The organism is Pectobacterium atrosepticum (assembly GCF_000740965.1).
GTDB lineage: Bacteria > Pseudomonadota > Gammaproteobacteria > Enterobacterales > Enterobacteriaceae > Pectobacterium > Pectobacterium atrosepticum.
In genome coordinates this window covers 1,060,129-1,081,877 of sequence record NZ_CP009125.1, presented here as the reverse complement: position 1 = coordinate 1,081,877, position 21,749 = coordinate 1,060,129, and the positions used below count along the sequence as shown (strand labels likewise).

Genomic DNA, 21,749 nt, shown 5'->3' with positions numbered 1-21,749 from the left:
CTCCGGCAGCGCGGCTTCACCAGACGAATGACATGACTACGATTCCCTTACCGTTCATCACTGCACTTCTGCTGGTTATTTTGTTTTTTCGTATCCAGTTTCTGCATATGAAAAGCAATATAAATATTCATAACAACAAAACAAAAAGACGTAATAGCAAAGTAGAGGCGATATTCATCGGGGTGAGCTGTATTGCCCTGACATTGGTGGCGTTGCGCTGGGGCAGCAATATGGCTTTCCCTGCGTTCATCCAGCCCGCGATTGCCGCGTCAATTCCGTCGCTGCTATGGCTTTGCCTTTTCCCCTACAGCAAGAACGCGCCAGATGCCTTACCCCGCAGACAGCAAGCGACCTTCCTTCATCTGTTACCGCCTTTATTCACCCTTGGTGCAGGCGTAATCCAAAGTAGAACGACTATTCCGCTCATCGATATCACGCTGGTGAGTGTTTACTTCGGTTATGGCGTCTCGCTGGTATACACCGCTCGCCATCCTCGAACGTCCTCCTCCATGTGGAAGAGCGCACCGTTTATCGCAGGATCGTATGTCCTTATCTCCGGCGCTATCGATCTAGTGATTGCACTGGATATCGCCTTCAACAACGGTAGCCACGCGGCAACCATCATTACCGTATTCCACATTGTCATGTTGGCGATCCTGGCCATGCTTATCGTCACGCATTCTGCACGCTCGCAGACTGAGCTTATCGTTACACATGACCAAAAGCCGGAAGCGCCACCCGCAACCGATGATGAACACCAACTAGCAAAAACGTTAGATGATTTCATTCGTACTCATGCGTTGTATACCGATCCGAGCATGACGCTTCAGCGCCTGAGCAGACGCATGGGAATCCCACTCAGACGCCTGTCCGAAACCATCAACCGCGTTCACGGCCGTAATTTCTCGCAGGTGATCAACGAATATCGAATCGAGGAGGCTAAGCGCCTCCTCAGCCAAACAGATGCACGCATCACGGATATCATGCTGGAGAGCGGGTTTCAGACTAAATCAAACTTCAACCGCGAGTTTTTGCGGCTAACGGGCATGAGCCCCAGCGTCTGGCGTAGTCAGTACCCACTTCGGGAACAGGCTACGGCTTCCGCCACGCCGCCTGAAGAAAATCGCTGATATCCTTTTCCACTTCCTGATGAATCTGCTCACGCGAACGTTCACCACCGTCGAGACAAATCATGCCGTCTCCTGGGTTCTCAGCGTTGATAATCTCAACGGCACCCGGCTTACAAAGCTGCATAAAGCTAAAGTGCGTTGCGTCAGCAATTTCCTTATAGGCTGAATGCGCAGGTGACAGCTTCCGCGCCAAATCGTGAGATTCCAAGTCGGCAGGCAGTTCCTCACTCGGATACCCTGCCGCGAAGATCAATACAGGAATGTTTATTGCTGCCAGACTCTCTGCGGTAAACCCTCGCGCCAGTCCCATATCCAGCGATACCACTGCGCTGATCCGCGGATCAGCTAATGACTTATCAAGCTGCGCACGCGATGAGGCACTTTTTGCGATCTGCATTTTTTCATAGGCTTTGCAGGACGCTAGCCCGACATGCGTCAGACAGTCGCGCTCAAATTGATCCGTGCTGAAACGCCCACCAGCAAGCTCAAGCACCGTCCATCCCCCTAGCGAGTGACCCAGAGCAGCAATCCGCTTCTCGTCAACTCGCCCTGTCTTTTCTGGCGTGGCAAGTAATGCTGTAATGACTCGGCTGATGTCATTAGGCCGTTGCCACAACGCCTGAGCATTCTCCGTTCGCATATCTTTGGTAGTCGTTCCCGGATGATTGGGGGCGGCGACGATATAACCTTGTTTAACCAGCGCCTGCGCCAGCCAAAGTTGATTTAGCCAATTCCCGCCGTAACCATGTGAAACCACAACCAAAGGATGTTCACCGGATTCAGGCACAGCGCTTTTGCTCACTGCGATACCGGGAAAAACAACATTTTCACCCATTATCGCCGTCTGTTGTGACGACGACGTCGGATAAAATACGGCGACGTCCAACGACCGACTATTGGCCTCATCGGCCAGCGTTATTTGTTGAAACCCAATACCGGCATCCGCCATAACAGCAAAGCTGAGTAGTAAATTCATCAGTAATCCTATTGTGATACGCCATGTCATACCTATTTCTCCGAAGTTTCTGCACTGTGAAAAACAGTATTTATAACAATGACTTTCTTACCGATGCGACCTAAAACGCTATTTAGTACCTCTTCTTAATGCACAAAAAAATACGGCCAGCATAAGCTGGCCGCCTTCCCTGATATTGGCACGAAATTTACTCGCCTTTCTTCCTGCGTTAGGACATCGGCGGGTATAGAGCCAAAAAAATCTATTAACGCTTAATTTTTTTGAATTGCTGTGTAGTAGCCGTTAACGCTATTTCTGTCGGCAACCGCTCCATGGAGCTGGCACCGTAAAAACCATCGCACTGCGGGCAGTGATCCATAATGAACTGTGCATCCTGCGGCGTTGAAATCGGTCCGCCGTGACACAGTACAATCACATCCTTACGCACGGCCTTCGCCGCATCCGCCCAGTGGTTAATCAATGGAACACAATCCGCCAGATTAAGCGCGGTTTCTGCCCCAATGTTACCGCCAGTCGTTAACCCCATGTGCGGCACAATAATATCCGCGCCCGCTTTCGTCATCGCGACCGCATCTTCTGCGTTGAACACATAAGGCGTGGTCAGCATGTCTTTTTCGTGCGCCAGACGAATCATGTCTACTTCCAGCGCATATCCCATACCAGTTTCTTCCAGATTGGCACGGAAATTACCGTCAATCAGGCCGACGGTTGGGAAATTCTGTACGCCAGAGAAGCCCAACGCTTTCAGGTCATCCAGAAACTTATCAAACTGACAGAAAGGATCGGTACCGTTTACTCCCGCCAACACTGGCGTGTGCTTCACAACAGGAAGCACTTCTTTCGCCATATCCACGACGATCTCATTCGCGTTGCCGTAAGCCAACAGGCCAGCCAGCGACCCCCTCCCCGCCATGCGATAGCGCCCGGAGTTGTAGATCACGATCAGGTCGATGCCGCCCGCTTCTTCACATTTTGCGGAAAGCCCCGTTCCGGCACCACCACCGATAATCGGTTCACGGCGTGCGATCATTGCGCGGAATTTTGCCAGCAGTTCCTGACGGTTTATGCCTGACATCATGCTTTCTCCCTTTTTACTTCAATAACGCCCAGAACGCATCGACAGCCGCGTGGGCAAATAAAGGATCGTTAATATGGAAAGGCAGACGAATAATCTGTCGTCTTGCCGTTTGCTGGACGACGCTCTCCAGTGTCCTGATAAACGCGTCACGCGCTTCTGGGTGCCAGAATGCTTGATCCGGCGCATCCAGTACGGAGAAGCCACCTTCCGGAATCAGGAAGCGCACCTCGCCTTCACAGCGGTTAAGCTTCTCTCCAATCCAGCGCGCCATCGCGATATTTTCATCTATCGTGGTACGCATCAGGGTGACCTGTGCGTTGTGGTTGTAGAACAGACGATGCGCGTATTTCTCCGGCACGCTGGCGGGAGCACCAAAATTCACCATGTCCAGCGCACCACAGGACACCACGTAAGGCACCTGAGTTTTGGCTATTGCATCAAACCGTTCCGGCCCACAGGCCAGTACGCCATCAAACAGTAAATCGCACACTTCAGTCGTGGTGAGATCGAGCACACCGGTGAGCAAATGGCTGTCCACCAGCTTTTCCATCGCTTTGCCGCCGCTGCCCGTCGCGTGAAAGACCAGACAGTCAAACTCCGCTTCCAGCAATTTACTGGCTTCCTGAATACAGGGCGTCGTGACACCGAACATCGTCAGGCCAATCGCGGGCTTATCTTCATGATGTTCCTGAATATGAAACTTCACGGCTCCGGCGATCTGGTGGGCGGCGTTGCCGAGAACCTGACGGGAAATACGATTCAGACCCGCCACATCGGTAACGGAATACATCATGCAGATATCGCTGGCACCGATGTAGCCGGAAATGTCGCCGGAGGCCATCGTCGAGACCATCAGCTTGGGCATACCAATCGGTAGAGCCTGCATGGCGGGAGTGATCAGCGCCGTACCGCCGGAACCGCCAAGACCAAGCACCCCGGCAATATCATCGCGCGACAGCATGAAATGCTCGAATGCAACGGCCATAGCGCTAATTGCCTGTCCTCTGTCGTGGCAAAATACCGCCGATGCGCCCTGTGGGTGGTAAGATGCCACCGTTTCTGCGCTGATATCTGTTATATCCGACATTCGTGAGTGCGTTGAAAGATCGACCATGACCGTTTTCAAGCCCGTTGCGGCAATAAGATCGCGGACATAAATCTGCTCTTTCCCTTTAGTATCCGCTGTACTCGCAATATAAACGCTGCCAACTTCACTTCCCACTTGGTATCCCTCCCACCGTTAGCGAAACAATTAACAGATTGATATAAATGATAATTATAAGAAGCCAAAAACAGATAAGATTAATTTGTCGCCATATTGAGACTTGAGTATCAGAAAGACAAATCATTAAATACCCAAATGAGACAAAAGTCTCAAAATGTTATGTATGGCAACACACTACCAGTAAGAAAGCTTGACGTGGCACAAGAATCACTCAATTTGCTATAGTTCAGGCTATAACGCCGTACTGCCTGATAGCTTCCGGCCAGAAAAATTCAATGAGGTCTATGTGATTGAACAGGATGAAAAACTGACATCAACGCGGGCGAAAACTCGTCGTTTATTGATTGATACCGCCATGAATATGTTCGATCAAGGCATATTTCCTTCCATTACCGATATTGCCGCTGCGGCTCAGCTTTCACGTGCGACGGCCTACCGCTATTTTCCAACGCAAAGTGCGTTAGTTTCAGCCGTTGTTGGCGAAAGCCTTGGCCCGATCCTCGCGTGGCATCCGACACAACCGGACGCCAGAGAACGCGTTGCCGAACTGCTGCGTTTTGCTTACCCAAGGATGCTGGAACATGAAGGTGCGCTGCGTGCCGCCCTGCATCTTTCACTCCAGCAATGGGCCGACCGCCGTTCTAATCGTCTTCATACCGATACGCTGACACGCGGCAATCGTAAACGCCTGCTCAAGATTGCCACCGAACCGCTGGAAGGAAAAATCTCGCCAGACGCGCAACAGCGAGTGATTTATGCCTTATCACTCATTTATGGTTCCGAAGTTTTTCTGGTGCTGAAAGATATCTGGAATCTGGAGGAAGACGGCATTCAGGATGTCACGCAGTGGGTCGCCAAAGCCATTCTACGGCAGGCGGAAGAAGACGCCGCGCAGGCTGATTCGCCGAAAACCTAACGAACGTATTGATGCGGCATCCCGCCACATTGTCGGATGCGCAGGAACAGAAAATAGGTGTTGAGGGAACACATGATGCTGAAAGGTAAACGCGCGATTGTCACTGGTGGTGGCCGCGACTTTGGACAAGCGGTATCAGTCTGGCTGGCTCGCGAAGGGTGAAGGTCGATCTTTGCGCTCGCAAACAGGCCGATGCGCAGGCCAGCGTGGGCATCATTCAGCGGGAGGGCGGCACGGCTCGCGCCTATCAGTGCGATATTGCCAATCCTGATTCAGTCAGAGATTTTTCCGTACAGTTGCTGGAAGACAGCACGCCCGTCGATATTCTCGTGCTAAGCGCCGCACAATGGCTAGAAGGCGCATTGGGCGAAGAAGATACCGATACGGATATCGTCAGCACCATCAACTCCGGCCTGACTGGCTCTATCCTGCTCACCAAAACGCTATTGCCGAGCTTACGCCGTTCACAAAGTGCCGATATTCTAGCTATGATTTCCGTCTGCGGCGTCCCGCAGTTCCACGACTCTATCGCCCACCCCGCGTTCTTCGCCGCCAAGCACGGCTTGAGCGGTTTTAGCCAGAATCTTGCACATCATGTCGCGCAGGAAAACATTCGCGTGACGGGATTTTACCCGCCAGATTTTGAGGTTACCGGCTTTGATGACTATCCCGCTAGCGGGGAGAAAATGGGCGAGCATTTGCTGAATGCCCGCTCGATATGGGAAACGATGCGCTTTGTCCTTACCCAGCCGCGCAGTTGTCATATCAACGCCATCCATTTTCAAGGGCCAACGCACACGGATATTGGCCCATATTAAGAAAGAAAAACTCAGGTTCGTTTCCGAGCCTGAGTTTCTGAGTTGAAGAGAGATATCGTTACTTTTCTACCACGTAGCCGTACAGCCGTTTGCGGCCATCTTCTTCCGCAACGCTGTAAACCCCCTGCAATTCCGGTGAAAAACCGGGCAGCAGGTTAATCCCATCTTCCAACGCCAGAAAATAGCGCTGTACCGCTCCGCCCCAGGCTTCCCCCGGTACCACACACAGCACGCCCGGCGGGTATGGCAATGCACCTTCCGCCGCGATACGTCCTTCAGCTTCAACGATGGGAACCAGCTCGATATTCCCGCGCACAAATTCCCTATTGGCATCCTGCGGCAACATCGCCACTGACGGGAATTCGGTTTTGCGGAACATCGCTTTTTGCAGATCTTTCACATTATGCTGGGCATAAAAATCATGCATTTCCTGACACAGCCGACGCAGACGGTAACCACGGTAGCGCTCTTTGTATTTCTGATACAGGCTAGGCAGCACTTCGCTCAGCGGCGCATCACGAGCGATCAGCGTTTCAAAATGAACCAGCGCATTAACCAGCTCCTGCATTTTTGCCGTGTCTTCCGCTGGCGTTAACAGGAACAGGATCGAGTTCATGTCGCATTTTTCAGGGATGATGCCGTGCTCGCGCAGATAGTTAGCAAGGATCGTCGCCGGAATACCAAATTCGGTGTAATCACCACTAATCGCATCAATACCCGGCGTAGTCAGCAGTAATTTGCAAGGATCGATAAAATACTGATCCTCTGCGTACCCTTCGAACGCATGCCATTTCTCGCCCGGCTCAAAGTTAAAGAAACGCACGTCCTGCGCGATCGTCTCCGTATCGTGATCCTCCCAGAGCGCACCGCCCACCGTAACGGGGACGAACGGTTTGATGAGCGAACAGCGCGTCAGCAGTTGCTTACGAGCCTCAATGCCCAGCTTCACGCAGTCCATCCACATACGACGCCCGCTGGCTCCTTCGTGCATTTTGGCATTAACATCCAACGCGGCGAACAGCGGGTAAAACGGGCTCGTCGACGCATGCAGCATAAAGGCGTTATTCAGCTGCTTATGGTTGCAAAAACGACGCTGCCCTTTGATATGCGTATCTTTTTTGTGGATCTGAGAGGTCTGGGAGAAGCCCGCCTGCTGCTTATGCACCGACTGGGTGACAAAGATGCCCGGATCGTTCTCATTCAGATCCAGCAACAGCGGCGAGCACTGCTCCATCATCGGAATGAACTGCTCGTAGCCGACCCAGGCCGAGTCAAACAAAATGTAGTCACACAGGTGCCCGATGCTATCGACAACCTGACGGGCGTTATAAATGGTGCCGTCATAGGTGCCAAGCTGGATGACAGCTAGACGGAACGGGCGTGGCTCGTTAGCACGTTCCGGCGCGACTTCCGCAATCAGCTTGCGCAGATAGGTTTCGTCAAAGCAGTGCGCATCAACGCCGCCAATAAAGCCAAACGGATTGCGCACGGTTTCCAGATAGACAGGCGTCGCCCCCGCCTGAACCAGCGCACCGTGATGGTTGGATTTATGGTTGTTACGGTCAAACAGCACCAGATCGCCACGCGCTAACAGCGCGTTTGTCACGACTTTGTTCGCAGAGGACGTGCCGTTTAACACGAAATAGGTCTTATCGGCGTTAAACACCCGCGCAGCGTGCTTCTGTGCCTTCTTCGCCGCCCCTTCATGGATCAGCAAATCGCCCAGTTTGACGTCGGCGTTACAGATGTCCGAACGAAAAACGTTCTCACCGTAAAACTCAAAAAACTGACGCCCTGCCGGATGCTTACGGAAGAACTGACCGCCCTGATGCCCTGGGCAGGCAAACGTCGTGTTCTTCATTTTGACGTACTTGGTCAGCGTATCGAAAAACGGCGGCAGCAACGCATCTTGATAGGCTTTAGCCGCACGTTCCAGCACGCTCGCGTGCTCACCTTCATCATCAAGAATCAGCCATTCGCTGCCCGCAGGCAGAACATCTGACTCTTTATCTTCATCAGGCTCTTCGACAAACGCCGGAATACTAAAACCGGTGTGCTGCAATATCGACAGAATACCGCTACGGGCTTCCTCAATAGAAACCACGACCGCCGCCACATCAGTGAAGTCAGTCTGACTCAACGCGACAATCTCGCGCGTTGTGATTAAACGGGTGGCAACCGCTGCATTCGCCGCAATTTTTAACTGTTTCATGTAACCAAACCCAAACGGTTAAGGGTAAATGTACGTGCCTAGAAGACACCGTTCAGGGATAACAATCCCGACCAATCACAATGCCAATCAATAACGACAAGCGTATGATCCCTACAGGTAAACTGTAGGCTAAGAATGGAAAAACTGGAGCCAGCACCATCCGATAGACATCAGTAAAAGCAGAGCCGCACTCTATTTTTACTCATGCCTAACAGCGAGCGAACGAACGCCTCACCGCATGGTGAAAGAGGATAATCGACGGGAAGAAAAGTAAACCGCGCAGCGGTGACAAGAAGAGACACGCAGTGACGTCATCAACGAGCTGGCGCGAGTGTTCTGCACCATGAGCAATGAATCTGACATATCGGCGATCCTCTTTTAGCTATACGCTAACTACGCTTAAAGGGGCGTTCAGGTGAACGAGACGTTAAAAACCGCGCAATAGTGGCATTATTCTTCATCAAATTCAACAATGCAGCCCGCGTTCAACGTGGTAAAAAGTGCAACGAAACATGCAGCACGTATACGGGAAGAAGCATTACCGCGCTATACCCTAAATAATTCGAGTTTCAGGACAAAACGTATTCGTTTTGAACAGCGCTTGCGCTGACCCCATAGGGGTGAGGCCATAAGGCCGAATAACGCGGCAAGGAAAGGAGTCCCGATGAGCTTACTAAGGTAAGTGATTCGGGTGACTAAACGCAGCCAACGCACATGTAACTTGAAGTATGACGGGTATAAGCGTGCTGAAAGGATCGCCAGGAATCGGCTAGCAAATAATATAATTGCCTGAAAATAGCGCAGGCTCTCCGCTTTGTGACAGAAACCCGTTGACGCCACGCGGTCAATACGGTTTAATGCGCCCCGTTGCCCGGATAGCTCAGTCGGTAGAGCAGAGGATTGAAAATCCTCGTGTCCTTGGTTCGATTCCGAGTCCGGGCACCACTTGCATCAAAGCACGCTGGTTAAGAATGAGAAGCTTAACGGGCGGTTAATACAGGGTTCGGTCATAAAATCGTTTCCAGTGGAGAGATAGCTGCACTGTAAATAGGAACTGAAATCCTCAAGATAGGGAATCTGTTAGCGCAGATTCCCTTTTCTCGTTCCCGTGTATGGTTACAGTGAATTACATTACTGTCAAGTCATGTAAAACGGGTTGCGCATAAATATCCGTATGTAACGCCAGCTCTTTTTCCAGTGTCCGTCCCACGATTTCCATGTTCAGTTCGACATATTCCATCGTTGTGCTCACATTTCGATGCCCTAGCAAATCCTTAACCAGCAGCAGATTACGCTCCGGCGCTTTCATCAATTCCGTTGCCAACGTATGCCGAAAGCGATGGGCTGATACCAGAAATCCACAATCCCGCGACAATCGGTTGAAAAAAGATCGGATGGCTTGCTGTGCTCTCGCTTCATCGTACTGATATTCGTCTTTATGCCGACGAGACTTCATAAAACGGGTAACATCGAACAAGATATCAGAGGGCTCAGCACCAGCCAGCTTTGCTCGCGCTATTAGCGATGCGAGCCTTGCACGTAACTGGCGAACAGCAGGAACACGCCATTCACGATGCGTTTTACTCCCCTCCAGACGTAGCTCAATGTATCCTTCATCCAGATTGATATCCTGCAGACGAATATGCAGCAATTGATTCTGTCGCATTCCTGTGTAGCGAAGGGCATCGAGTACAGTAAGCCAGTACCAGGCAGGATAAAGTGCGCATCTCAGCCCCCAGATAGCATGAGGCTCTTCAGTTTCTATTCGCTGCATGAGGAGATAAATGGCTGTCAGTTGTTCACGTGTTAACGTCTTCTTCTTTTTTCGCTCTTTTTGAACAACTGCATCGTTAAAGGGATTTTTGTCCTGATCGATTAAATTTCGCTCTATCGAAAAATTAAATATTGCCCGCATATGGGCCACTTTGTTATTCCACGTATGCGTAGATAGATTACGTTCTTTTAATAGATTTCGACGCCATTTCAACACATCCCGGTGTGTTATTTGGGCAGGGGAAACGGTCTCTCCCATAAATCGACTAAACCCGCTCACGACTTTCCGATAGCTGATTTCTGTCGCCTCACGTAAATTATGTGAGAAAAAATACTCATCAACGATTTCGTCCCAGGTCATTGACTTATCTGACATATAAATTCCTTTCTAATAAAAAGCACAAAATGCATCTTTGCTGTGTGCAGACTAAACATTAGCCCGCTAATCAGATTGCCATACGTCAAGGCAAGATCAACAATGCGCTCTCGTCAGGAATACGATTTCCCCGGTAAAGTGATGACGCTTTAACCAGATAACCGTTAATGTTTTGATACGTCCCCGTACCGGATGGGGTGCTGTATATTCTGGCCTGCAGGAAACGCTTGCCATCAGCAACACGATGAACCCCCAGTCGCTCAAAAGATGACTGTAATGCGTTGCGCTTCCCCTTATTTCCAGCCTCCTTCTGAAACTGATAAAATATTTCAGGAACACACAAGAAGACGAACCCGGCAACAATGTGAGCACGAGCGCCCTCTTCATTTATCGTTATTTTCCCTTCAATTAAACCTGCTGATAACCACTCCAGAAATACCGCGCCTTTATTATTCGCCTCTCGAATGTTATCGCTATTTTCTGGAGAAAAAATAGCGGGTGCTTTCAGTTCATTCAACGGCGTCTTTTCACTCTCCTTGTGGTTGTTTATTTCATCTGGAACAGGGATATCTATATCGAGTGCCGTTTCAACGTCAGGCACAAGTGCTTCTGCCATACCGGAAAAAAGGTTCAGAAGCGCTTGAGTATCATTTTGAGTAGATTCCGGGACCAACTCAGTGACTGACTGTTTTTCAACAATTGAGACCGAGCCAGTTGGTACTGCTGAATCCAGCACCGAAACAAGCTCAGGCTGGAGTAATGGCTCGTGTTTTTGTAGCACGAGCTCAGGGTCTGGACTCGGAGATGATATGTTACCGTTAGCAGCTACTGATGAATTGCTATCAGGCAGCGCTGATGTTAGCGCTGAAGCAACTAAAGGTTCCGGTGGCAAAATCACAGCCTCAACGCTTTCCGCCGCCAGCTGCGCCGGTAGCAACATACCCGTTAACGATGGCGCGCCACATTTCTCTGCAGCCGACAATAACAACTCATCAATCAGTGCGATCGTTGCGGGTCTCCCCTGCATACGCTGGGCCAGGCAATCGAATGCATCAGGAATAGTCGATAACCAGGGTAATACCGATAATGGCAATAACTGACCGGCCAGCAGTGATACCCGCCCTTGCGCATAGGATGGGGGCAATTTATCTATACAAGGTCGAAAGCGAAATGGCTTCCCCGGAATAGTAAAGCCCGGCATCCAGCATTCCCCACCATCCAGCTCTCCTTCCCACTCACAAAGCAAGGGCAAGTGATAAAACAAGGCCGACCAGAACACGACTGCATTCCAGAGTAACCCCTGAGCGGCTTGTTCTTCTGGCGGGATCCCTGGCGGTAACGTTCTCCCCTTGGCCAACCTGACGGCATAGGCAGTGAACTGCACGGTCAAATCACCAAATGCGCCAGCATATGCCCAGTTTCCCTCGTTCGAGGCAGGTAGGTTCTGAACACGGCTGAGTAATGAAAACAGCGGCGTCAGGTAACACTGCCGATAGAATGCCGCCGGCAACGCATGATTATCGTTGAGCTGCTGGAGAAAAGTCTGCCGCTTTGGAAGCGAAATCAACGCATCAACAGAAAGGGGGAGATAATATCCAAGTGGGCAGGCTGGTTCAGGCGAAATGGCTTCACTTCGGGGAACATTATCCGTCCCAACAATAAAATTTTTTATTCGGTTGAACATGATTGCCTCCGGCCAGTAAGCGGCACAGTCTTGAGCGGCTCATAGACCCGAGGCAAGAGGAAACTCTTTTTGCATTTTAAAAATTATTTGGTGTTACGAACGGTGAAAAACTGATCCACCCCAACGGTTGAAAACTGATCTAGGGGTTAACCGTTGCTCGATATAGCAGCGTCTTGTAGAGACATAGTCTGCTAAGAGCGAGAAACTGACCTTCCTTGACATTCATTTATTCACTCAAGTTTTTGCTTAAGGCGCCAGTGGGATTTTAAATTTACATGACCCTGTCACTCGTTTACTTGTGGTTATGATCTCTTAGAAAAACGGTCAGTACGTCCTTGGGTGGAGTTACACTACTTTCTGAAAGTAGCCAACCTACAGCGCCGCGATGATATGTTCCGTGAAACAGCACATGATTGAGCATATCGATTGCCTTCATCTCACCAGATCCACCATCGACAAATTGGAATTTAATTGTTTCAGCAAGGCCAACGGGGGGCATAGAATTGACATGTTGAATATACCAGTCTGTACATTCAGTCATCGTTATTAGAAGCTCGTCAGCAGAGGGGGTTTCTGGCGTGTTCAGTGCAGTGTAGGAATGCTTCTGACCGGTAATGTTAGCTCTGAATATCATATCAACCACATGTATGTGGTTCATCAATCTGAGCGTCAGATGGCGTTTTTCTGCATTAGCAGACGCATCAATTCTTTTAATCGCTTGTAGAGTTTCAATATCTATCCAGCGCTTGTATCTAAACAGCGTAATTATTGTGTCAGTACCCATGCGTTACCTCTTTTATCTATTTTATGATCATATCAGTAACATGTTGGGCTCTCTACTAACTTCCGCTTCTGGCACTGAGTTGACTGTCAAATCTGGTTGGTTCACAAGTAACACCCGTATCAGATTAAGTTCGAGTCAGTAAATTGATCCTCTGCAATATCGTCAGACTCTTCCTGTTCACAAAGCAGCTTCAATAATTCATTTCGAACCAAAAGTTTCCGAGCCCGGGTTGTGGCCACATACAGCAAGTTAGTTTCATCCGTCCTGGCTGCTTCAGATAACAACGGGTCGGTAATATCCGAGAAGTCGTCGTTTAGCATCACCGTGTCCCATTCCAGTCCCTTGCTGCGATGCGCGGTCGATACCACGACATCGGCATCTTTTTCATTCGTCGTCGCCTGACTACGCAAGACCTGTAGTTTTTGCGGGAGCGGGAAATATTTATCCAGCAAGCCGATAGCCTGGTTCATTTCAACATCGCCGGTTGCCTTGGTCATAGATTTATACTCTTCAAAATCCCGGTATTCACGACTAAGACGTGGTGTACGCATCCGTTCAGGCATATCGACTGAAAACCAGTACAAGTCTTCCAGCTCTTCCGTTTTATAGCCTTCAATCCCACCGACCCAGTACACTATTTTCTCTTTCATGCTCTCATAGAGAGCTGCACCGATGACACCGGCAACCGTACGGCTGAGGATCGTGTAACGCGAAACGTCTGCAGGCAGTCGATCAATTACATCGTCATCACCGCCATTGCCAATCACTGGGTGTGTTTCTTCCTGGCGTGCCAGCAAAACATTCGCCATTTCGGCAACAGCCGAACCAAATCGAAAGCTCTGCGTCAGCCACAAACGGTCAGCGCCTTCCAGTACTGGCGCATTCAGCGCGTTATCGGCCCCACGAAAACGGTAAATCTGCTGATGGCGATCGCCAACCAGGACGACATTACAATTTTGAGTAAGTACCAGCGAACTGATGACAGGATTGGCATCTTGAGCTTCATCAAACAGGATCGTGTCCCAACGTTTTGATAAATCGGGCACTGACAACTGGAATAATTTCAGATAGGTATCATGCGTTACAGGAAACGTCGAATCGATGCGACTCATTTCATTCCACAGGAACTGAGCCGCGCCCAATATATTTCCAGCATCCAATCCTTCGCGATTGTTCTCATCCGGAAGATGCTCATAACTGAGTGCCGGGGAAGCACTGCACAGGAAATGGTTCAGCGCAGCCAACGCCATTCTGACCAGCGGCCAGTGGCGGGTATTCAACTTACGTGCAACATCAGTAATACGCAAATTAGGCGTTAATCTTGGCTTTAGATGCTTACCAAATTTCATCCAGGCCAGTTGATGAGAGGTCTTACACTCAACATTGAATGGAAACTTGCGCTCCGCATCATCACGAACTGCACGATTATACGCAAGGTAGAGCATCCTTCGGTCAGGATTGGCCTGCGCGTAGCGAACCAGCGTTGTCGTTTTACCAGTGCCAGCAAAAGCATTAACGACCAGATGTCGCCCTTTCCAGTTGATAACTGCGGATTGCTCTGGCGTATCCGAGTAAGCCATGTCTGTACCCCATGGTGAAAATTCATGTCCGTACAGTGCAAGAAAGGGAGATCTATCGCCATTAAAAACCAATTCTTCATTTTGGAAATTTTCAGAGCTCAAAAATTTCACTGCTGACCGCATTCAAAAAAACATAACAAACAACAAATTATTTTTTAACTTTGATCAGATAACCACGTTGTCCATAGTAAATAGCACTTACCTCAATCACGTCACTTTTAAGAAAAAACCAAACTAAAAACTAAAAAAACATTATAAAAAACACTCAAATTTAATATAATTAAAATTCGTTAAAAACCCATTTCAATAAAATAACCGCCATAGATTAATGAATAATTTATCACATTAGTTTTTCACTTCTCATCGTGTGAGAGCAGCGCTGATGGGTGCAGTGCCACTCCCGGAAAGTGTAGCGCTATAATGCGAAGCTACTTAGTAATTTTTTTCGTCGCTGCCAATCTACAATTACCCATATCGCATTTATCATTAAAACACAACTCTGCTAAACCCCTACCAGATAAATCCAATCTCACACACTCTAGCAAGGAGGACAAGTAATTATCATCATCACCGCCCCTCAAAAAATAATATCCTCTCCCAGAATAAAAAGAAAATTTAAATGGTGTTAACAAAACGCCATCCATTAATTCATCACAAACCATTCCAATATCAACAACCGCTACCCCCAATCCTTTTATCACTGCATTAATAGCTGAATCCATCGACTCAAACTCATACTTATTAATAACTTGAAACCGTTCTTTCAAACGTGACTCTTCACACCAAGAAAACCAATCTAATTCTCTTGATTTAACATAAACGAGATCAATTAGAATTCTATTATCTTTTTCAAAGAGATGTAACAATTTTGGAGACACCACTACAATTAAACACTCAGGTGAAAGCAAAGTACAATTCCATTCATCAGAAAACTTGCCATCTCCATATTTTACTGTTGCATCATGATTTTTTAAATTGACAATAGAGTGGGAATAGTCATCATTTATAGTTTCGACAGTGACTATTGGGAAGCCATCTTGATTTTTATATTTTCTTAAAACAGGAATGAACTGGCGTATAGAAAACGTGTATGGACTGCTTATAGTTAATACAATTCCAGCACGGTGAATATTTTCACATGCTTTACTTAGTATTTCGAATGCATGGCGAAGATCACCAGCAAAAGACTCACCTTCTTTAGTTAAAAAAACCTTTGGCCCTTTACGATAGAAAAGCTTCCTGCCAAAAAAAATCTCTATGGTATTGATATGTTTACTAATTGCACTTTGTGAAATAAATAACTCACTCGCAGCCAAAGTGAAAGATTGATGCTTGGCTGCTGATTCAAAAGCCTTTAATGCGTAAAGAGGGGGAATATTAGTCCAGTCCATTTATTCATCTCCATGATGCGAAAAAATCCCAATAAACGCACACTAGCTATCTCTTACTTCAAAATCATTAACCATGAGAATAATCTCAAAATCACATAAAATAAATCATGAAAAAAAAGAATAGTAACAATAACTATTTTCCCATTTTTAAACTGAAAAACATCATATATAACCAAAAGTAAATATTAATCTACAAACCTCGAAGCCTAGTTACTTAGCTTACTTTTATTAAGTTTTAGATGGAAAAATGGGAGCAACTATGAATGCCTTTTCATCATTTAGAAAGCATGCTCTTTTGCATTCAAAGGAGACAGCAGTAAAATCAATGAATCACAATATATCTTTTTATAATTTACTTCTTTTAATCCAGCGAATAGCCACAGGATTGAAGAATGCAAATATAAAAAAAGGAGACCGAATTTCTATCCACATGGGAAACTGCTTTGAACTTATAGCTACATATTATGCCTGCCTAAAAATTGGAGCTATCTTTGTCCCTCTCAGCCTAAAACTGTCTGCTAAAGAAGTGAAAGATTTAATTCAACATAGCTCATCCTGTGCATACATTGGTGACAAAAAAAGATTTTATGAAACAAAACAAGAAGTTGAATCATGCACAACGATAGAAAAAATATGGGTTATAGATCTAAAAATAAAAGATAAAGAAAATAATACACATAATTGGGAAGAAATCATCTCACAATCTTATGATGATTCAGAAGATAATACTTACACAGACGAAATCGCATCTATATTTTACACATCAGGAACGACAGGACACCCCAAAGGAATTGTTTATTCACAAAAAACACTAACTGATGCTATAAATTTAACAAAAGCAACAATAAATCCCAAACTCCACAAATCAGATGGTGATAAGCCAGCTATTCTTAGCTTAGTCGATCTCATTAGCCCATGGAGTATACTTATTACTTTTGCAGCTCTTCACAAAGGCTATTCAGTACTATTACTTTCAGAAGTCGACATAGAAAACATTACAGAAACATTAAAAGAAATAAAGCCAGCATGGATTGCAGGAACACCTTCAAACTTTCATAAAATCATAAAAAAAGAAGAGAATAACAACAACTCACTCGATCTTAGTGAAACAGTTTGTGTCGCTGGCGGTGATTCCTGCGCAACAGAATTAAGCCAGAAATTTTTTGAGTGTTTTGGTTCTCATCTTCAAAGCTCTTATGGTCAAACAGAACTAGGGGGGCCAGTAATATATCATCACGATATCTATGCTATCAACGAACCATCTATTGGTTGGCCCCTACCTGGCGTAGAAATTAAAATAAAGAATACTCAATCAAGTAATGGGGAACTTTTTATTCGCTCTCCGGCGAAAACCATAGGAATTTGGAATGGGCATGACATTGAGCTATTTCCCTCTGATCGATGGCTCGCTACCGGTGACCTTGTTCGACAGGAAAAGAATAGAAACTTAATTTTTCTCGGGAGAGAAAAAGACCAAATAAAAATAGAGGGCTATCCAGTATACCCAATAGAAATTGAGCATACTCTTATTCAACACGAAGACATCGCCGCCTCAGTAGTGTTTAGCGTCCCAGATAACTTCGCTGGCGAACGTATTATTGCATTAATTCAACCCCAAAAAAACCACTCACTTAATGCAGAAACAATAGCATCCTACTTATCCAATAACCTTGCTCATTACAAACATCCATCCGAATACATTTTCATTCAAGAAATACCTGTCAACACCACGGGAAAAATCAGCCGTAGGAAACTATCAAATGAATACCATTCATTAAAGAGTCAGGCGGAAATAATTTTTGACGTTAGAATAAAACAGTAAACACCAAAGAATTCATGAAATCTATTCGCAAACCATGAATAGATAACACGAATGACATCTAATGCATTAAAAACACTTATTAACCTAAAGGAATCATTACCTTGAAAAACATAGAAAACACCATTATCGGAATTCTAATCGACGATCTATTTATTGGCATCCCTCGTTCAGAAATTGAGACAGATATCAATATGCGTGATGGCCTTGGTCTAGATTCCTTAGGGTTCAGTGAACTACGAGCCCAGTGTGAGTATGCCTTTAACATCAAAATTGAAGATGAATACTTTACTCCTCAATATTTCGACTCAATTCAAACGCTCACAAAATTGACTTCAGAATTAATCCTAGAATCAAATAAGCAGGGAGAAAACCAATGAGTATTCCATCCCAAGACAAAGATAATCGTCAACCACGAGTAATGGGGTTTACGGAGCTTAAAGGATGGCTAAGACACCGGCATCCAATGGTATATCTTGATCGTGTTCTTGATTACGAGCCAGAAAAATATATTAAAACACTTATGGCTGTTTCGGGTCAGACAGATGCCATCGCAGGCCATTTTCCCGAACGAGCTATTTTTCCGGCGAGCCATATGGTGCAAGCCATATCACAATCGGCAATTATTTTATTTCAGCTTTCAACATCACCGTTAGCTGACGATGAAATAACACTAGTCGGCTCAATAAAATCTCGTTTTACACGAGTGGTTGTACCCGGAGATCAAATTATTTTTAACCTCAACTGCGAAAGCTTGCGAGATAAATTCCTGACGTTTTCCTGTAAAGCAGAAGTCGCAGGTCAAACGGTCGGAATGCTAAAAGGCTCGCTAGTGCGCGAAAATATATCCACACTAGGAGAACAATTATGGTAAATCATCACTCTCCTGTTTGGGTTACAGGTATGGCCTGGTCTACAGCACTAGGAGATGAAATACCTACGGTCTGGCAATACCTGCTAGAGGGTATCTCCGGTATAACCGACCTAGAATCCACATTATCGCTACGCAGTAACCTTGCGGCCCCCATACCAGATATCCCTTTAGAATGGGAAGGGGCAAGACGTCAACATGTATTAACGGTAAAAACCTTACGCAAAGCGCTTGAGGATGCTTCTATTCCTGCGGATGACCCAGATATTCTCGCAGTTTTAGGAACCAGCTATGGCCATCATTTAGACTCACCCGATACTTTCTCGTTATCAGAATGGTCAACACAAGCAGTCAAAGCAGTCGGCTGTGTTAAGTCCCCTATCACGGTAAGTACAGCCTGTTCAGCTGGCTCCGATGCAATTTTAACGGGGCTGAGCTTTATCAAGGCGGGCCTTACTGAAATATGTGTATGCGGGGGAGCCGATGTACTGACTCTGGGGAAACGGCTCAGCCATTCACGGCTAGGCACAATGTCTACCGATGGTTTACGTGCGTTCGATATCAGTCACAATGGTACTGTACTCGGTGAAGGCGCTGCATTTCTGATACTAGAATCCGAAAGGCATGCTAGACGTCGCGGTGCTAAACCTTATGGAATCCTCGCAGGAGCAGGCTCCGCAAACGACGCCGCCAGTGCAGTTTCGCCCGATTTATCAGGGCAAAATGTGATACTTACCGTAGAACGAGCGCTAAATAGCGCAGGCTTAAAACCGGAAGATATTTCCATTATAAACGCTCATGGTACAGGAACACAGGTTAACGACAGTGTAGAGGCAAAAGCTTATTCAGCGTTTTTTTCCCCCTTACCACACCCGCCGACGTTATTCGCAACAAAAGGAGCATTTGGGCATACACTTGGCGCAACGGGAGCCATTGAAGCTATTGCAGTGCTGCAGGCATTAAAAACACAAAGGCTTCCTCCAATTCATGGATTGTACGATCCCATTACCCCCTCCGATTTACCTATCGCCAATCAAAAAAACATGCCCTGCACGGCAACAGCTGGGCTGAGCATAACGCTTGGATTTGGTGGATTTAACACCTGTCTGGTTTTCCAAAGTGCAGGGAGCGCAGCACGATGACAAACGTCGAAACATTAACCCTGAAAGCACTCAACATCGTGGGTCATGGGATGGCAAGTACGCCTGATTTATATACGTACAAACCCGCACAAAAAGCCTCACTTTATGCAGACCCTTTGTCATGGCTTGTTCTTGAAGCCGTTGAGCAGGCTATCAACGAGCACCGAGATGTCATCACATCGACCTGCTCTTCTGTAGGGCATATCGCCATTAGCGACCAATGTACTCTCAAGACCATACACGACATTTCACAAACACTTTCCTCAGGACACCTTTCACCACTGCGTTTTTCCGGTGCCTGTCCTGGGATGATCATCGGACTTCCATCGCAATTTCTACGATTTAGTGGTCCGAGCATCGTATGGAGTATGCCACCGGACAACATGCAGCCCTATGCCACAGCATTAGCGCAACTCTGGCTGGATGAGGGTTCGGCAACTCACGTCATTATTACCGATCATCGTGTCGACGAATCAGGCCACCACATTCGCAGTATTGTCGTCACTCAGAGCGGAGGGGAACATCAATGACGTCCCAACCCACAATCACGCCCAGCTCCGCCCAGCACTTTCTGGATGGGCTCATTCAGGTCGATGCCAATCCACATGATGCGCCATCGTTGATTTTCGTCGATCTGGTAAAACATCTTCGTGAACAAGGGATTGAACCCGGCAATCCCGTAATGGTGGCAATCCCGAATAGTGTGCAATTCGCCGTAATCATTTTTGCGCTGTTGACCATTGGCGCGGTTCCCGTTCTGCTGCCGTCCTCTGCGCCAGCGTCTCGTATTTATCGTATCGCACAGGTAATTGGTGCCAGGAACCTGATCGCATTACACCTTCCCTCTGGGCTGGTGCAAGCGCAACCTGCGCAGCCTCTGCCGCAATCAGGTCAGTTGATTCGCGTAGAGATATCCAGTGAGCACAGCTATCAGCCGGGCGAGGTCATTCTTCTCACATCAGGAACGTCCGGTATCTTCAGCGGCTGCTTATTTCATATCAACGATTTATTTCGTAATGCACGTAATCATGCGCAAGCCGTTGAACAGCGCGCGGAAGATCGGATATTGATCAATCTACCGATGTACTACTCCTATGCTTTCGTAGCACAACTACTCTCCTCTTTTGCGCTAGGGAATACGGCTATTATTGCCGGCCCCCCCTTCACACCAGGCAACTACGAGCGAACGATTGAAACCTATCAAATCACCCAGTCATCCATTACGCCGACAATGATTAATGCCTGGCTGCAATCCGGTTCCGAACAGCTTCCTGCTCCGCTACGACGTCTGACCATCGGCGGAGACGCTCTCTCCGCCAGTTCAGTTGAAGCGATTCTATCCCGGAATCCCGGAATCGAACTGTATCTCACCTATGGTTTGACTCAGGCTGGACCGCGTGTTGCAACACTGGCGGCACATCACGCATCGCCCGATAAATATGCGTCCGTCGGTAAGCCTTTCCCTGAAGTTAACGTTTACCTGCGCAAGGACAACCCTGACGACAAGGATGGCGAACTCATCGTTGAAACCTATACCGGCATGATTCGACGAATCCGCAATCTGGATGAAGGTATTGATACGCCACGTAATGGGGAGCGTCGCATCATCCATACCGGCGATCGTTTCACCATTGATGAGGACGGCTATCTTTTCTTTAAACAGCGCAACCCAACCTATGTCATGAGCCGCGGCGAAAAGGTGTGTTTGAAATCGGTCAGTGAAATAGCCGAAACCATTACGGGAGTTTCTCATGCGGAAGCCTGGGTACATAACGCCGCCGAGACCAGCGGCGTGGAATTCACACTGGATGTCTATTGTCAAGACAGCTCACTGAGCGAAGGGGAGATTCGACGCCAGCTCGGAAAAATTCTGCTTCGCAGTGAGCAGCCGAAGATTATCACGCTGTATTCATCTTCAGACATAGGGTGGAGAAAAACCGCTCGTCAAAACGTCGCTACCAAATAACAGGAGTT

The 21,749-nt window shown here is 47.5% G+C and carries 18 protein-coding genes, 1 tRNA gene and 1 pseudogene; 10 read left to right on the top strand and 10 right to left on the bottom strand.

What is annotated here, in order from left to right:
* Nucleotides 1-32 precede the first annotated feature (32 nt).
* Entirely contained in the window at nt 33-1,130 is a 1,098-nt protein-coding gene (locus GZ59_RS04840) for a helix-turn-helix domain-containing protein (protein WP_039294760.1), read from the top strand.
* On the opposite strand, the gene GZ59_RS04835 is transcribed toward GZ59_RS04840, so the two are convergent.
* The 3 genes from GZ59_RS04835 to GZ59_RS04825 form a co-directional block, all read right to left on the bottom strand.
* Nucleotides 1,093-2,136, bottom strand: a complete 1,044-nt coding sequence (locus GZ59_RS04835) for an alpha/beta hydrolase family protein (RefSeq protein ID WP_039290481.1) — start codon at nt 2,134-2,136, stop codon at nt 1,093-1,095. The two genes, GZ59_RS04840 and GZ59_RS04835, sit on opposite strands and share 38 nt — an antisense overlap.
* Before the next feature lie 214 nt (nt 2,137-2,350).
* Nucleotides 2,351-3,181 (bottom strand): phosphoenolpyruvate hydrolase family protein, encoded by an 831-nt coding sequence (locus GZ59_RS04830; RefSeq protein ID WP_039294758.1) that lies wholly within the window; start codon nt 3,179-3,181, stop codon nt 2,351-2,353.
* Nucleotides 3,182-3,197: 16 nt separating this feature from the next.
* Complete coding sequence (locus tag GZ59_RS04825; protein ID WP_039290478.1) at nt 3,198-4,406, bottom strand: Tm-1-like ATP-binding domain-containing protein; 1,209 nt, start codon at nt 4,404-4,406, stop codon at nt 3,198-3,200.
* A gap of 289 nt (nt 4,407-4,695) precedes the next feature.
* Here GZ59_RS04825 and GZ59_RS04820 point away from each other — a divergent pair, with 289 nt between their 5' ends.
* Nucleotides 4,696-5,325 (top strand): TetR/AcrR family transcriptional regulator, encoded by a 630-nt coding sequence (locus GZ59_RS04820; RefSeq protein ID WP_011092569.1) that lies wholly within the window; start codon nt 4,696-4,698, stop codon nt 5,323-5,325.
* Between the two features lie 75 nt (nt 5,326-5,400).
* Nucleotides 5,401-6,143: pseudogene (locus GZ59_RS04815) on the top strand (SDR family oxidoreductase).
* Between the two features lie 58 nt (nt 6,144-6,201).
* On the opposite strand, the gene GZ59_RS04810 reads toward GZ59_RS04815, so the two are convergent.
* A complete protein-coding gene (locus tag GZ59_RS04810; protein WP_039290475.1) occupies nt 6,202-8,355 on the bottom strand; it encodes an ornithine decarboxylase in 2,154 nt (717 codons plus the stop codon).
* 231 nt (nt 8,356-8,586) lie between these two features.
* Nucleotides 8,587-8,718: a hypothetical protein gene (locus GZ59_RS23950; protein ID WP_258042066.1), complete on the bottom strand. Its 132-nt coding sequence runs from the start codon at nt 8,716-8,718 to the stop codon at nt 8,587-8,589.
* A gap of 506 nt (nt 8,719-9,224) precedes the next feature.
* Here GZ59_RS23950 and GZ59_RS04805 point away from each other — a divergent pair.
* Nucleotides 9,225-9,300 (top strand) — tRNA-Phe (locus GZ59_RS04805).
* A gap of 181 nt (nt 9,301-9,481) precedes the next feature.
* Here GZ59_RS04805 and GZ59_RS04800 read toward each other — a convergent pair.
* The 5 genes from GZ59_RS04800 to GZ59_RS04780 form a co-directional block, all read right to left on the bottom strand.
* On the bottom strand, nt 9,482-10,504 hold the full coding sequence (locus GZ59_RS04800) for a tyrosine-type recombinase/integrase (RefSeq protein WP_011092233.1): 1,023 nt from the start codon (nt 10,502-10,504) through the stop codon (nt 9,482-9,484).
* Between the two features lie 85 nt (nt 10,505-10,589).
* Nucleotides 10,590-12,188, bottom strand: a complete 1,599-nt coding sequence (locus GZ59_RS04795) for a conjugal transfer nickase/helicase domain-containing protein (RefSeq protein ID WP_011092232.1) — start codon at nt 12,186-12,188, stop codon at nt 10,590-10,592.
* Between the two features lie 292 nt (nt 12,189-12,480).
* The gene (locus GZ59_RS04790) at nt 12,481-12,972 is read right to left on the bottom strand and encodes a DinB family protein (RefSeq protein WP_011092231.1); all 492 of its coding nucleotides are present in this window, start codon (nt 12,970-12,972) and stop codon (nt 12,481-12,483) included.
* Nucleotides 12,973-13,091: 119 nt separating this feature from the next.
* The gene (locus GZ59_RS04785) at nt 13,092-14,552 is read right to left on the bottom strand and encodes a UvrD-helicase domain-containing protein (RefSeq protein ID WP_011092230.1); all 1,461 of its coding nucleotides are present in this window, start codon (nt 14,550-14,552) and stop codon (nt 13,092-13,094) included.
* Nucleotides 14,553-14,980: 428 nt separating this feature from the next.
* Nucleotides 14,981-15,943: a LysR family transcriptional regulator gene (locus GZ59_RS04780; protein ID WP_011092229.1), complete on the bottom strand. Its 963-nt coding sequence runs from the start codon at nt 15,941-15,943 to the stop codon at nt 14,981-14,983.
* 259 nt (nt 15,944-16,202) lie between these two features.
* On the opposite strand from GZ59_RS04780, the gene GZ59_RS04775 reads away from it, so the two are divergent.
* The 6 genes from GZ59_RS04775 (at nt 16,203) to GZ59_RS04750 (ending at nt 21,741) form a co-directional block, all read left to right on the top strand.
* Nucleotides 16,203-17,765 (top strand): class I adenylate-forming enzyme family protein, encoded by a 1,563-nt coding sequence (locus GZ59_RS04775; protein WP_011092228.1) that lies wholly within the window; start codon nt 16,203-16,205, stop codon nt 17,763-17,765.
* Between the two features lie 101 nt (nt 17,766-17,866).
* The gene (locus tag GZ59_RS04770; protein ID WP_011092227.1) at nt 17,867-18,142 is read left to right on the top strand and encodes an acyl carrier protein; all 276 of its coding nucleotides are present in this window, start codon (nt 17,867-17,869) and stop codon (nt 18,140-18,142) included.
* Nucleotides 18,139-18,636, top strand: coding sequence for a 3-hydroxyacyl-ACP dehydratase FabZ family protein (locus GZ59_RS04765; protein ID WP_011092226.1), 498 nt, complete (start codon nt 18,139-18,141; stop codon nt 18,634-18,636). Before GZ59_RS04770 ends, GZ59_RS04765 begins: the two co-directional genes overlap by 4 nt.
* A complete protein-coding gene (locus tag GZ59_RS04760) occupies nt 18,630-19,775 on the top strand; it encodes a beta-ketoacyl-[acyl-carrier-protein] synthase family protein (protein WP_011092225.1) in 1,146 nt (381 codons plus the stop codon). Before GZ59_RS04765 ends, GZ59_RS04760 begins: the two co-directional genes overlap by 7 nt.
* On the top strand, nt 19,772-20,305 hold the full coding sequence (locus tag GZ59_RS04755; RefSeq protein ID WP_011092224.1) for a hypothetical protein: 534 nt from the start codon (nt 19,772-19,774) through the stop codon (nt 20,303-20,305). The genes GZ59_RS04760 and GZ59_RS04755 overlap by 4 nt, the downstream gene beginning before the upstream one ends.
* Nucleotides 20,302-21,741 carry a class I adenylate-forming enzyme family protein gene (locus GZ59_RS04750; protein WP_011092223.1) on the top strand — a complete coding sequence of 480 codons (1,440 nt, stop codon included), beginning with the start codon at nt 20,302-20,304 and terminating at the stop codon, nt 21,739-21,741. The genes GZ59_RS04755 and GZ59_RS04750 overlap by 4 nt, the downstream gene beginning before the upstream one ends.
* Nucleotides 21,742-21,749 lie beyond the last annotated feature (8 nt).